At 53.2% G+C, this 13,588-nt stretch carries 12 protein-coding genes and 1 pseudogene; 6 read left to right on the plus strand and 7 right to left on the minus strand.

Translation table 11 applies throughout. The features are described from left to right. Positions 1-111 precede the first annotated feature (111 nt). Complete coding sequence (fadR, locus tag I6L54_RS11795) at positions 112-831, plus strand: fatty acid metabolism transcriptional regulator FadR (protein ID WP_005122254.1); 720 nt, start codon at positions 112-114, stop codon at positions 829-831. 102 nt (positions 832-933) lie between these two features. Here the strand turns inward: fadR and I6L54_RS11800 are convergent, their stop codons facing one another. Then, on the minus strand, positions 934-2,466 hold the full coding sequence (locus tag I6L54_RS11800; RefSeq protein ID WP_040232329.1) for a SpoVR family protein: 1,533 nt from the start codon (positions 2,464-2,466) through the stop codon (positions 934-936). A 322-nt stretch (positions 2,467-2,788) separates the two neighbouring features. On the opposite strand from I6L54_RS11800, the gene I6L54_RS11805 reads away from it, so the two are divergent. The 3 genes and pseudogenes from I6L54_RS11805 to I6L54_RS24585 all read left to right on the plus strand — a co-directional run. Then, complete coding sequence (locus tag I6L54_RS11805; RefSeq protein ID WP_005122256.1) at positions 2,789-4,087, plus strand: D-amino acid dehydrogenase; 1,299 nt, start codon at positions 2,789-2,791, stop codon at positions 4,085-4,087. 12 nt (positions 4,088-4,099) lie between these two features. After that, on the plus strand, positions 4,100-5,170 hold the full coding sequence (gene dadX / locus I6L54_RS11810) for a catabolic alanine racemase DadX (protein ID WP_005122257.1): 1,071 nt from the start codon (positions 4,100-4,102) through the stop codon (positions 5,168-5,170). Then, positions 5,131-5,280, plus strand: a pseudogene (locus tag I6L54_RS24585) (hypothetical protein); the annotation flags it as partial. The gene dadX and the pseudogene I6L54_RS24585, both read left to right, overlap by 40 nt. Here the strand turns inward: I6L54_RS24585 and I6L54_RS11815 are convergent. Then, positions 5,221-6,954, minus strand: a complete 1,734-nt coding sequence (locus tag I6L54_RS11815; protein WP_040232328.1) for a potassium/proton antiporter — start codon at positions 6,952-6,954, stop codon at positions 5,221-5,223. The pseudogene I6L54_RS24585 and the gene I6L54_RS11815 sit on opposite strands and share 60 nt — an antisense overlap. A gap of 97 nt (positions 6,955-7,051) precedes the next feature. Further along, positions 7,052-7,966 (minus strand): muramoyltetrapeptide carboxypeptidase, encoded by a 915-nt coding sequence (gene ldcA / locus I6L54_RS11820; protein WP_005122260.1) that lies wholly within the window; start codon positions 7,964-7,966, stop codon positions 7,052-7,054. 98 nt (positions 7,967-8,064) lie between these two features. On the opposite strand from ldcA, the gene emtA reads away from it, so the two are divergent. Further along, positions 8,065-8,676 carry a membrane-bound lytic murein transglycosylase EmtA gene (emtA, locus tag I6L54_RS11825; RefSeq protein WP_040232326.1) on the plus strand — a complete coding sequence of 204 codons (612 nt, stop codon included), beginning with the start codon at positions 8,065-8,067 and terminating at the stop codon, positions 8,674-8,676. Positions 8,677-8,687: 11 nt separating this feature from the next. Here emtA and ycgR read toward each other — a convergent pair whose 3' ends face one another. Next, a complete protein-coding gene (ycgR, locus tag I6L54_RS11830; RefSeq protein WP_005122265.1) occupies positions 8,688-9,422 on the minus strand; it encodes a flagellar brake protein YcgR in 735 nt (244 codons plus the stop codon). 201 nt (positions 9,423-9,623) lie between these two features. On the opposite strand from ycgR, the gene I6L54_RS11835 reads away from it, so the two are divergent. After that, complete coding sequence (locus I6L54_RS11835) at positions 9,624-9,878, plus strand: GlsB/YeaQ/YmgE family stress response membrane protein (RefSeq protein ID WP_005122268.1); 255 nt, start codon at positions 9,624-9,626, stop codon at positions 9,876-9,878. Positions 9,879-9,919: 41 nt separating this feature from the next. Here the strand turns inward: I6L54_RS11835 and I6L54_RS11840 are convergent, their stop codons facing one another. From I6L54_RS11840 to I6L54_RS11850, 3 genes are read right to left on the minus strand one after another with little or no spacing between them, the layout of a single operon-like run. Then, the gene (locus tag I6L54_RS11840) at positions 9,920-11,890 is read right to left on the minus strand and encodes a TonB-dependent receptor plug domain-containing protein (RefSeq protein WP_040232324.1); all 1,971 of its coding nucleotides are present in this window, start codon (positions 11,888-11,890) and stop codon (positions 9,920-9,922) included. Positions 11,891-11,913: 23 nt separating this feature from the next. Further along, positions 11,914-12,771 (minus strand): ModD protein, encoded by an 858-nt coding sequence (gene modD / locus I6L54_RS11845; RefSeq protein WP_040232323.1) that lies wholly within the window; start codon positions 12,769-12,771, stop codon positions 11,914-11,916. Then, positions 12,768-13,580: a class I SAM-dependent methyltransferase gene (locus tag I6L54_RS11850; RefSeq protein ID WP_040232321.1), complete on the minus strand. Its 813-nt coding sequence runs from the start codon at positions 13,578-13,580 to the stop codon at positions 12,768-12,770. The genes modD and I6L54_RS11850 overlap by 4 nt, the downstream gene beginning before the upstream one ends. Between the last annotated feature and the right edge of the window lie 8 nt (positions 13,581-13,588).

Here is a 13,588-nt window from a genome sequence, read left to right on the forward strand (position 1 = left end):
TGGAAAATGAAGCCTTGATCCACTTTTTCTTCGTTGCGTCAGCTATCAGCTAAGAAACCCGTCTGGTATGATGTGTGTAACTATGTTTTGCTGTGTAATGGAATTATCACTATGGTCATTAAGGCGCAAAGCCCTGCTGGGTTCGCGGAAGAGTACATCATTGAGAGTATCTGGAATAACCGCTTCCCACCTGGCACTATTTTGCCCGCTGAACGTGAACTCTCCGAACTTATTGGAGTAACACGTACCACGTTACGCGAAGTATTGCAGCGTCTGGCGCGGGACGGCTGGTTGACCATTCAACACGGCAAACCGACGAAAGTGAATAACTTCTGGGAAACCTCCGGACTGAATATCCTGGAAACGTTGGCGCGTCTTGATCACGAAAGCGTTCCGCAGCTGATTGATAATCTGCTGTCTGTGCGTACCAACATCTCGACGATCTTTATTCGCACCGCCTTCCGCCAACATCCTGATAAAGCCCAGGACGTTTTGGCTACGGCGAATCAGGTTGCTGACCATGCTGACGCGTTTGCCGATCTGGATTACAACATTTTCCGCGGTCTGGCATTTGCGTCGGGCAATCCGATTTACGGTCTGATCCTCAACGGTATGAAAGGACTTTATACGCGTATTGGCCGTCATTACTTTGCCAACCCGGAAGCGCGCGGCCTGGCGTTGAACTTCTACCGTAAGCTGTCAGAGCTGTGTGAGCAGGGCGCTCATGATTTGGTCTATGAAACGGTGCGCCGCTATGGTCACGACAGTGGCGAGATTTGGCACCGTATGCAGAAGAATTTACCAGGCGATTTAGCTATTCAGGGACGCTAATCGCGCAATGCCGGACGGTCACGCCAACGCGTCTTATCCGGCCTACAATGCGTCCGCTTCGTAGACCGGATAAGATGTTTACACCGCCTCCGGCAATAAGCTTTACAGGCCGTTCATCCTTGGCGGGCAACGCTCCAGCAGCTCAACGCTGCCATCTTCATTTTGCTGCTCCAGCATCACGTCAAAACCCCATAGCCGATGCACATGCTTCAACACTTCTTTGCGTCCTTTGTCCAACGGCGCGCGGTTATGTGGGATGTAACGCAAGGTCAGTGAACGGTCGCCGCGCAGATCGACATTCCAGATTTGAATATTCGGCTCCAGATTGCTCAGGTTATATTGCGATGACAGCCTGTTACGGATCTCGCGATACCCCTCCTCATTGTGAATTGCGGAAATTTCCAGGTAATTATGGCGGTCATCATCCAGCACCGTGAACAGGCGGAAATCGCGCATCACTTTTGGTGACAGGAACTGGCTGATAAAGCTCTCATCTTTAAAATCGCGCATCGCGAAATGCAGCGTTTCCAGCCAGTCGGAACCCGCAATATTTGGGAACCAGTATTTGTCCTCCTCGGTGGGCGACTGACAAATACGTTTGATATCCTGGAACATAGCAAAGCCCAGCGCATAAGGGTTTATCCCGCTATACCATGGACTGTTATACGGTGGCTGGAATACCACATTGGTATGGCTATGCAGAAACTCCAGCATGAAGCGCTCGGTGACTTTGCCTTCATCATAAAGGTGATTGAGGATGGTGTAGTGCCAGAAAGTTGCCCATCCCTCGTTCATCACCTGCGTTTGTTTCTGCGGATAAAAATACTGGCTGACCTTGCGCACAATGCGCAGCACTTCGCGTTGCCAGGACTCCAGCAGTGGGGCGTTTTTCTCCATAAAATACAGCAGGTTTTCCTGCGGCTCAGAAGGATAACGATGCGCGGTAGAGATCGTCTTCTCTTCCTCTTTCTTCGGCAACGTGCGCCACAGCATATTCACCTGACTTTGCAGATACTCTTCACGGCTTTTCTGCCGGGCCTTCTCTTCCTGTAGTGAGATCTTTTGCGGGCGTTTATAGCGGTCAACGCCGTAATTCATCAGTGCATGACAGGAGTCGAGGAGTTTCTCAACTTCATCAACACCGTAACGCTCTTCACACTGGGTGATGTAGTTTCGCGCGAAGATCAGGTAATCGACGATGGAGCTGGCGTCCGTCCAACTGCGGAACAGGTAGTTATTCTTGAAGAAAGAGTTATGTCCATAGCAGGCATGCGCCATGACCAGTGCCTGCATGGTGATGGTGTTCTCTTCCATCAGGTACGCGATACACGGGTTGGAGTTAATAACAATCTCATAGGCCAGCCCTTGCTGACCATGCTTGTACAAACGTTCGGTTTCAATAAACTTTTTACCAAACGACCAGTGTGGATAGTTGATTGGCATCCCGACGCTGGAGTAGGCGTCCATCATTTGCTCAGAGGTGATCACCTCGATTTGGTGCGGGTAGGTATCCAGCCTGTAGAGTTTCGCCACGCGGTCTATCTCTGCCAGATAGACATCCAGCAGATCAAACGTCCAGTCGGGTCCATCGCTTAACCGTGTGCTGTCCTTGTTCATGGAATCAATCGTAGCCATTCGCGCACCCTCATTGTTGGCGGCACTCTCTGTCTGGAGTACCTCATTTCAAGCATAGATCATGGTGTTAAAAAGCGTGCTGCAGGAGAAATTTTTTCTTTGCGATTTCACGTCAGCGAAGCGTCGAAAAACGGCCAGGTGACAAAATTTTATGCTGGATAAAAATAACGCACAGCAGGAGATGCCAAAGCAGAGACTTCCCTGCAATCACTGCTATGTGTGAGATACATCACCATAAAAAAGCCATATGTTGAATAATATTTTCAACTGAGTTATCAAGATGTAATTAGAAGATTGTTCTTTTACTGTTAACGGAGTGGCTATGCGAGTTGTCATACTGGGAAGTGGCGTCGTTGGTGTGACCAGCGCCTGGTATTTAAGTCAGGCTGGACACGATGTCACCGTCATCGATCGTGAGCCGGGTCCGGCACTGGAAACCAGTGCGGCGAACGCCGGGCAAATCTCCCCTGGTTATGCCGCGCCGTGGGCGGCGCCAGGCGTACCGCTAAAAGCGATTAAATGGATGTTTCAGCGCCACGCGCCGTTGGCTGTACGCCTCGACGGAACGCAGTTCCAACTGAAGTGGATGTGGCAAATGCTGCGCAACTGCGACACCAGCCACTACATGGAAAACAAAGGGCGCATGGTGCGGCTGGCGGAGTACAGCCGTGATTGTCTGAAGGCGCTGCGGGCCACCACGGGGATCGAATATGAAGGTCGTCAGGGCGGTACGTTACAGCTTTTTAGAACCGCTCAACAGTATGAGAACGCCACGCGTGATATTGCCGTGCTGGAAGATGCCGGTGTGCCGTACCAACTTCTGGAGGCGAATCGTCTGGCGGAAGTCGAACCTGCGCTGGCAGAGGTCGCGCATAAACTGACTGGCGGGTTACGGTTACCGAATGACGAAACCGGTGACTGTCAGCTGTTTACCCAGCGTCTGGCGCAAATGGCCGAGCAGGCGGGGGTAAAATTCCGTTTTAACACTCCCGTCGATAAGCTACTCAGCGAAGGCGAGCAAATCTATGGTGTCCAGTGTGGCGACGAAGTTATCAAAGCCGATGCCTATGTTATGGCCTTTGGCTCGTACTCCACGGCGATGCTCAAAGGGATCGTTGATATTCCGGTTTATCCGCTGAAGGGTTATTCATTAACCATTCCGGTGGCAGAAGATGATGGTGCGCCGGTTTCCACTATTCTTGATGAAACCTACAAAATCGCCATTACCCGTTTTGATGAGCGTATTCGTGTTGGCGGTATGGCAGAAATTGTTGGTTTTAATACCGAGCTACTACAACCACGTCGTGAAACGCTGGAGATGGTGGTGCGCGATCTCTTTCCGCGCGGCGGTCATGTTGAACAAGCCACCTTCTGGACCGGGCTGCGTCCGATGACGCCAGACGGAACGCCAGTGGTGGGGCGTACACGCTTTAAGAATCTGCTGCTCAATACGGGTCATGGCACATTGGGCTGGACGATGGCGTGTGGATCCGGTCAGTTGCTGAGCGATATTCTCTCTGGTCGCACGCCAGCCATACCTTATGACGATCTGAGCGTGGCGCGTTACAGTCCGGGATTTACCCCGTCTCGCCCGCGGCATTTACATGGCGTACATAACTAATAAGGACGTGAGATGACCCGCCCGATACTGGCCAGCATTGACCTGCAGGCGTTGAAACAAAACCTGACCATTACCCGCCAGGCCGCGCCGGACTCCCGCGTCTGGTCGGTCGTAAAAGCCAATGCCTACGGACACGGTATAGAACGTGTCTGGAATGCACTGGGAACGACCGATGGTTTCGCTATGCTCAATCTCGAGGAGGCGATCACCCTGCGGGAGCGGGGATGGAAAGGACCGATTTTAATGCTGGAGGGTTTTTTCCATGCCGAAGACCTGACGGTGTATGACACATATCGTCTGACCACCTGTGTCCACAGTAACTGGCAGCTCAAAGCGTTGCAAAATGCCCGCCTGAACGCGCCGCTGGATATTTACCTGAAGATGAATAGCGGCATGAACCGGCTGGGTTTCTTACCAGAGCGAGTAGCGACCGTCTGGCAACAGTTACGGGCAATGCCTAACGTGGGTGAAATGACGCTGATGTCGCATTTTGCTGATGCTGAGCATCCGGATGGCATTAAGGACGCGATGGCGCGTATTGCGCAGGCAGCGGAAGGACTGGAGTGTCGACGTTCGCTGTCGAATTCGGCTGCGACGCTGTGGCACCCACAAGCGCATTATGACTGGGTTCGTCCGGGCATTATTCTGTATGGCGCATCGCCGTCGGGACAATGGCGGGACATCGCCAATACCGGCCTGAAACCGGTGATGACCCTGAGCAGCGAGATAATCGGCATACAGACGCTGAAAGCCGGAGATCGGGTGGGCTACGGTGGACGCTACACCGCCAGCGGCGAGCAGCGCATTGGGATTGTGGCGACAGGCTATGCCGATGGTTATCCGCGCCATGCTCCGAGTGGGACTCCTGTGCTGGTGGACGGTGTACGTACCGGGACGGTTGGCACGGTATCCATGGATATGCTGGCGGTTGACCTGACGCCATGCCCACAGGCGGGGATAGGAACGCCTGTGGAACTGTGGGGCAAAGAGATTAAAATCGACGATGTGGCGACAGCGGCGGGTACGGTTGGCTATGAATTAATGTGCTCGCTGGCGCTGCGCGTGCCGGTAGTGACGGTGTAACTTTTGTAGGCCGGGTAAGGCGCAGCCACCACCCGGCAAAAACATCCGCGTTATTCATCCTCATCTTCTGCCACACGGACACCTACTTTCAGCACGGCATTATCTTCTTTCTCGGCTACCGTCCAGATCATACCGGCAAATTCCACCTGGTCACCGACGACCGGCGCAGCACCCAACAGTTGTTGAACAATTTCACCCAGCGTTTGCTGCTTATCGCGATACCCGGTGCCATCTTCCAGGCCATAAATCAGTGCCACATCGGCATATTTCGCGCTGGCTTCAAGAATAAAATCACCAAAGAAACGCTGGTCTAATGACACTGGCGGCGACTGGCTGAACAGCTTACCTAAGGCGGGCAGGTCGCGTTCGCGGCCAATGACGCACAGCACATCGCCTTCACGCAGGCGGGTACTGCCTGAGGGGTGAAACAGCACATTGTCACGAAACAGGGCGGCAATTCGCGTTTCTTCCGGCATATGCAGGTCGCGCAGCGCAGCCCCGACACACCACTTATCCGCGCTGAGCTGATAAACAAACTGCTCCCAGGGATTATCCGGGTGAATATCGAGACCTATACGTGAAACCGGCCAGCCAACGGGAGGTACCACGACTTTGGCTTTTTTGGCTGCCCACGACAGCGACGTTCCCTGGAACAGCAGCGAGATCAGTACCACAAAGAATGCGACGTTAAAGAACAAACGCGCATTTTCCAGACCCGCCATCATCGGGAAGACGGCAAGGATGATGGGTACCGCCCCGCGCAAGCCAACCCAGCTAATGAAAATGCGCTCACGCAGATTGAAACCACGAAATGGCAGCAATCCGGCGAACACCGACAACGGACGAGCGAAGAAAATCATCCATGCGGACAAAATCAGCGCCGGAATTGCAATAGGCAGCAGGTCGGACGGCGTCACCAGCAATCCCAGCACCAGGAACATGGCAATTTGCGCCAGCCAGGCCAGGCCGTCAAAGTTTTGCAGAATACCGAATCGGTTGCGGATCGGGCGATTTCCCAGCAGGAAACCACACAGATAGACCGCCAGAATACCGCTGCCTTCCAGCGCGGTAGTCAGGGCAAAAATCAGGATCCCGCCGCTTAAGGCCAGCAGCGGATACAGCCCGGCAGGCAGAGAAATACGGTTAATCATCTGCTGGAGCAGATATCCACCGCCGAGACCGATAGCGATGCCTAAGCCAAACTGCTGGATAATATGCACGGCGAACATCCAGCTTAAACCGGTCTCGTGGTTCTGGATCATTTCGATAAGCGTAATGGTCAGAAATACGGCCATTGGGTCATTGCTACCTGACTCAATTTCCAGCGTCGAGCCCACACGTTCGTTGAGTCCTTTACCGCCGAGCAGGGAAAATACCGCTGCGGCATCAGTTGAGCCGACAATCGCGCCAATCAGCAGCCCTTCAATGAGATCCAGATGAAACAGCCATGCCGCCATCATGCCGGTTAAACCAGAGGTAATCAGCACGCCCACGGTCGCCAGCGATAATGCCGGGCCTAGCGCAACACGAAAGGAGCTGGCCTGGGTGCGCATCCCACCGTCGAGCAGGATAACCGCCAGCGCCAGGTTACTGACCATGTAGGCAAAAGGGTAGTTATCAAAAGGAATGCCGCCAACACCGTCCACGCCCGCTAACATGCCGATAGCGAGGAAAATCACCAGAATCGGGATACCAAGACGTGATGAGAATGAACTAAGCAAGATACTGCAGGTGACGAGAACGGAACCCAAAATAAAAAGGCTAATGATTGCTGCGGCATCCAACGTTCGGTTACTCCTGAATTACGCTGTTTCGTATTAATAAACCCTAACATAATAACGACAGAAACAGCGTTTTACTTAGCCCTGAGACAGGCTTTTTTTACAATTTAAGCACCGGATGACCGGAGATTGTGAGTTGACTGCCGTTTTTATCATTTTTCAGTACGGCCTGGGCCCCTAAAGGTAAGGTGACGGTGCGTTGTTCATGGCCAAAATCGAGACCGCTTAACAGTGGAACGGATAATTTGGCACGCAAAAACGCACAGACTGAATCAAGACTGTAACCGGCATCATAGTCATTAGGCGCACTACCGCTAAAACTGCCGAGAATGATGGCGTTCTGGCGGGCGAGGATCCCAGCATGATAAAGTTGCAGCAGCATGCGCTCGATGCGAAACGGGTGCTCGTTGATGTCTTCCAGCACTAGAATACCGTTCTCAATGGCGGGCATCCACGGTGTCCCCATCAGCGAAATGAGCATTGCCAGATTTCCGCCCCACAGCGTGCCTTCGGTCGCGCAATCCGGGCCATGCCCTTGCCAGTCGAGGGTAAATTCGGCATTGCGCAAAGCCTGCCAAAAATGGTGCTCGGTAAAGGCGTTCATTTCCCCGGCACCGAAGTTAGCCGCCAGCATCGGGCCGCTGAAACTAATCACATTACCCTGCGCCAGCAGACCACACTGAATGGCCGTAAAATCGCTGTGTCCACACAGCAGCAACGGGTTTTGTTGCTGACGGGCCGCCAACGCCTGCCAGTCAATATCTGCCAGCAAACGGCTCGCGCCGTAGCCGCCGCGTACCGCCATCACAATGGTATCAGGCGTTTTTAGCTCAACGAGTGAGTTCACATCCGCCAGACGCTCGGCTTCGGTACCGGCAAAACGCTGACAACGGCGAGAAATGACGGCAGTGTTATCGACCTGATGACCGGCCTCAGTAAGACGCGCAAGCCCACGTAATGCTGCCTGCTGGTTGATACAGTAGCCCGACGGGGCAATTAAGTGAAACCGGGACATGGCATTTCCTTGCTACAACTAAAACCAAATGTATATCATGCCGCGTAGGTATGTCGTTGTCACCTCAGCGACAGGTTCCGGCTATAAGGATAGATGACGTGAAATTGAGATGGTTTGCTTTTTTGGTTGTAATACTTGCGGGCTGTAGTTCAAAACAGGATTACAAAAATCCGCCATGGAATGCAGAAGTTCCGGTTAAACGCGCGATGCAATGGATGCCTATCAGTGAAAAAGCCGGTGCCGCCTGGGGCGTTAGCCCACAATTGATTACGGCGATTATCGCTATTGAATCAGGGGGTAACCCCAATGCAGTCAGTAAATCTAATGCCATCGGTCTGATGCAGCTTAAAGCCTCCACCTCCGGGCGGGATGTTTATCGTCGCATGGGATGGAGCGGTGAGCCGTCGACCAGTGAGCTGAAAAATCCAGAGCGCAATATCTCCATGGGGGCGGCGTATCTGAGCATTCTTGAAACCGGCCCGCTGGCGGGAATTGAAGACCCACAGGTGATGCAATATGCGCTGGTGGTGTCATACGCGAACGGTGCCGGGGCGCTGCTGCGGACGTTCTCCTCTGACAGGAAAAAAGCCATCAGCAAAATCAACGATCTGAGTGCGGATGAGTTTTTTGAGCATGTTGTCGATAACCATCCTGCGCCGCAGGCTCCACGTTATATCTGGAAACTTCAGCGAGCGCTGGATGCGATGTAACGCGCGTGATATTACTCGCGCACTTTATTCGATTTTTCCCGAGCCTCGCGCTCAAGTGAAAAAATAATCCGCTGTAAATTCCGCTCCACCGCCGGGCCGACGTTGAGAAAACGAAAGCTCAGGCGGGGAGTGGTGATGGTCTCATTTTTCCCGTCGATCACTTTTCGCTCGGTAATCGAGATGAGTTGGGCATCAACGTGGTACACGCCCCATTGTTCCATATTCAGTTCAACCTGCGAGAAGCGCATACCTTCGACCAGCCCCTCCGGTGCTGCTCCTTCTAATAGCGCGCCCATGCCGCCAAGAGACAAATCGAATAAGCGAAAATGCAGGAGACTGTTGTCCGGCATCTTCGCCTTGCAGTGATAGGGTGGGTGCAGCGGCGCACCGATGCGAAAGTATTCCCGGCGCTGGACAAACCACAGCGAAGGTGGCAACGATGAGACAAAGGCTGGCAATCGTTGGTACTCGCCTTTTGTCAGTTGCGGGAGGGTAAACTCCACCTTGGCACCCTGCGTTTCGGCGATAATTGAGATCTGGCTGGCGCGTTGCACGGCCTGGTTTTCATATTCCTGACTGCCAAAATCCATGATCAATTCGTCCGGGCTGACAGCAAGAATTTTGCTGATGAACTGACCTCCTGACCAGGAGATACGCAGTGGAACCTGTTGTGAATTTAAGTCCCGGAGTACCCCTAATACTGCGAGCGGGTTTTGCTTCAGGAACTGCTCATTGTAGTTACTCACACCTAATGACTCCTGGATACCTGGCTTATCGTTGGGTTATCGGCATCGCGAGACGGAACTTAATACAAATGGATGAAATTTTTTACCCCAGCCAATGAATTAAGTCTGAGTGCAAACAGCAGGTAGCGATGGTTTGCCTATACTTAACGTGCTGGCGCAGGAATGTCTTGCGTATGCGTTCACTGGAAAGAGGGCCTGAAAATGGGAATTATTGCCTGGGTTATTTTTGGTCTGATTGCGGGGGTTATCGCCAAGCTGATTATGCCGGGGCGTGATGGCGGCGGATTTATTCTGACCTGCATTCTCGGTATTGTCGGTGCTGTGGTCGGTGGGTGGCTGGCAACGATGTTTGGTATCGGCGGCGATGTCAGTGGGTTTAATCTCCACAGCTTCCTGGTGGCCGTGGTCGGCGCGATTGTGGTACTGGGGGTTTTCCGACTGGTACGACGAGATTAATCGAACGGCCCCTGCGGGGGCCGTTTCTCTGCGTAGTTTAGTCAGAACTGGTATTCAATCCCCGCCCAGTAATTACGCCCCTCCTCAATAAATCCTTCGCTGTAGACGTACTGTGTATCAAACAGGTTGTTGACCGAAGCGTTAACGCTAAAGCCATGTCCGATGGTGTAATCTGCACGGAGGTGGGTAATGGCGAACCCGGCCGCTTTTTGTGAGCCATCAGAATTGCTATAGCTTGAAGAGCGGGCTTCTTCGGATAGTGTAATGCTGAGTGGATCCCACGGTTTCAGCGTCATCCAGGCGGTGAGAGTTTGTGTCGGCAGATCGGTAATTTTACCAATGTCGCTGCGTTTAACGTCAGCATGGATAAGACCGTAGCTCAGCCCCACATCCAACATGTCAAAGACCTTACCTTTGACGCCTGCATCCAGGCCGGTGTAATCCACCCGACCACTGTTTTGGTTCTGAATCGTGTCGGCATCAATATTGTGCGACAGAATCGCATCGGTAATGCGGTTGTAATACACGCTGGCTTCGAATCCCCAGTCCTGGGTGAACGAACCGCTCCACGTGAGATCGACGCTGCGGGCGCGTTCCGGTTTTAGCTGCGGGTTGACCAGCGCTATCTGGTTATAAGCCGGTTTTGACGTGGTGTAGCGCTCTTTCAGTGTGGGGAAGCGCGTTCTGTCAGAGTAGGACAGCGCTAATGTGTCAGAATTTTCAAAGTGATATTTGCTCATTACCTGCCAGTTAAAGGCGGACTGGTCGTTGTCATCATAATGGGTAACGCTACCGTTTTTCTCGTGCTTCATCCCCTCTACGCTGTCACGCCAGTCGTAGCTGATACCCGCCACCACATCGACATTATCCGCAGCCGCCCACTGATATTCACTGGCGACAGACCAGGTGCGATCTTCGTAGCGGTCATAAGCGGCATTCGGAGCCCCTTTTTCGCGATGAACATCGTCTTTCCAGTTCACGGCGAAAGAGAGCAGGTCGTTTTCCCGCATATCAGCGGAAAGCTGCAAACCTGCACCGTCGCTATAGTCAGAATAATGGCTGTAGCTGCCTTTCTTATTTTTCAGATCGGCAAGGGAATTGTACATCATCAGTGTATTTTCAAAGGTGTCGCGATACAGACGGCTTTTCAATGTAAAGCGATCGCCCAAATGCGTGGTGCCCTGATAGTAATAACTTTCTTTATCATACTGCGGCCATTGCCAATAACGTGATTTCTGGCTGCTGGTTCCGGCATATGGCGGGTTATCTTTTTCGCCGTCCTGATTAATGTAGGTCAGAACATACTCATCATCACCGCGTGGCGTGAACCCCAGTTTCACGATGCCGCGTTTATCATCGGCTGATGAGTTAATCATCTTGCCATTGCTGCCCGCTACCGGGTTATCAACACCATGAGGTAATCCGAGGAAATCCTGTTTTAGCTGGCTACCACTGAGCTGGATATATCCGAGATCGTTGCTGGCACCGAACGACGCGTGCATATCATGGGCATTGTCTTTGCTACGGCTCCAGCCCTGACGATAGCCCAGAGAGCCCTCAATCGGCTTGGTGGGCTTTTTGGTCGTGATGTTGATAGCGCCACCCATCTGGTTCGGCCCCTGTAGCAAGGATGAGTAGCCTTTAGAGACCTCGACAGAAGCGATATCGGACGTCAGAAAACGACCTAAATCAAGGTTGCCATCGTAGGGGATGTACACCGGAACACCGTCGAAAAAGACCGGGACCTGACGGCTGTCAAAACCGCGGACCTTCACTTGTTGCTCATTACGGTTACCGGATTTTTGCAGCACGACGCCGGGAACGACGCTTAGCGCCTGTGCCACGTTTTGTTTATCCAGTTGCTGCATCGTTTCCTGGCCGAGAACCGTAGTGGTGGCGGCGGAGGCCGGACTAGACCAGACGGTCATGGTTTCGCTTTCCTGCCCAGCAAAAGCACCTTGCGCGAAAGCAAACGACAGGGCTGTGTAAAGACAACTTTTGTTGAAATTCATTATTTATAGTCCATTTATAAATGTTATATGCCACGTGCGTCCGGTCTCAGGCTAACTTTGATATCCGCCGGTGGGGCGTAGTAAGGCGCGGAGGTGATAAAGAGTCTGATGCCACAGTCGAGATAACTCGCCAGTGAGGCGAGGGTAATGCCGCCAGTCAGCGCCAGCGTGCAATGGGGAGCCAGAGAAGGTGCCAGGCGAGCGATGTCTGCTGCCTGCTCGGGGGTAAACTTATCGAGTTGCAGTACATCAGGGGCAGCATGTAGCGCGTCCAGTGCCTCATTGGGGGTATCTGCTTCGACCACAATCTTTTTTTCTGGCGCATGGGCGCGTAGTTGCGCGATTGCCGCGGCCCAGTCTTTCGGATCGGCAAGAAAGCGGCGATGATTCGCAAACAGCAGAACGGTTTCGGCGCACCCGCCCCGGTGGATAATGCCTCCGGCAGCAAGGATCGCCTGGGTAGCCAGCATACGGGTGCCAGGGATAGTTTTGCGGGTGCAGGCAATCTGGCCATCAGGATAGCGCTGACGCAGGATGCTTAGCATATCGTCGAGATAGCGTGAGACACCGCAACTCCACTCCAGCACGTTCTGTACCGCTTTCCAGCCCTGGTGTAGTGCCGCCGCGTTACCCTGCGCGCGCAGAAGTAACTGTCCGGTACGCGCCCGTTCGCCATCGGACACAAGGTCGGTAACGGTCAAACCCAGTGATGTCAGCATTTGTCTGGCAACAGTGGTTCCGCTTACACACCCGCCCAGGCGGTGATAAAAACCCATACTTCCTTGCTGTGCGCCGATACCCAACGCGCTGGTTGTTAAATCGCCGCCCTGAATATCCTCCAGCAGCAGCGCATCGACTTGCGCCTGTGAGAAGTAGATCATTGCAGCGCCTCCCGCGGTACGCTGTCCCACCAGATAAGCGCCCAGTCGCGACTGGCGGGAGCGATGGTGCCGGGGTCCTGCTGATGGTACCAGTGCTCCAGACGCTCAATTTCGTCGGTGCTCAGTTCCCCCATGCTCCAGCGTACGTTCTCCAGAAAATGTGTCCAGGTGCTGTTGTCCTGCTGACAGTTTGGTCCACGGATAAAATCAACATGTGCGTGAATGCCCATCTGATACAAAACATTCAGTGCATAGATATAGTTGGGAAGCTCAATCACCTCGCGCCCTAACGCGCGCTGAATTGTGGGCGATACAAATGAGGAACTGACGAGATGGGTGGTGTAAACCCGTAACCGTGCCTGATTATTCAGTTTGGTCATGGCCTGGCGCATATCGGCAACTAGCGTCGAACGTGAGGCAACGGCAATATCACATTGAGGCAAGTCGTCCCAGTGCGCTTCCCATGCGCGCTGCACCCACTGCACGTGGCGCACGCCCATCTGCCCGGCACGGCGAGCGGCAACGCTCAGCATTCCCTGGCTGTAGTCTACGCCGTAAACAATTGGCATTTTTTTGGCCAGCGCCAGCGCAACCGTTCCGGGGCCGCAACCCATATCAAACAGTGATTCAGCACCTTTCAGGTCAATCTTGCTCAATAACTGGAGCAGGTAGCTGTCGGTTAATGAGGCGCAATTCTCTGCCATTTTTTCCGCGCGTTTGTCCCAGTGTTCTGGTTTTTTCTCGGTTCGCTTCGCCAGAAGTAACTGTTTGCGGTAGAGGTCAGCAAAATCAATGTCGTCAATGAGCATCGTGATTC

The organism is Citrobacter pasteurii, assembly GCF_019047765.1.
Lineage (GTDB): Bacteria > Pseudomonadota > Gammaproteobacteria > Enterobacterales > Enterobacteriaceae > Citrobacter > Citrobacter pasteurii.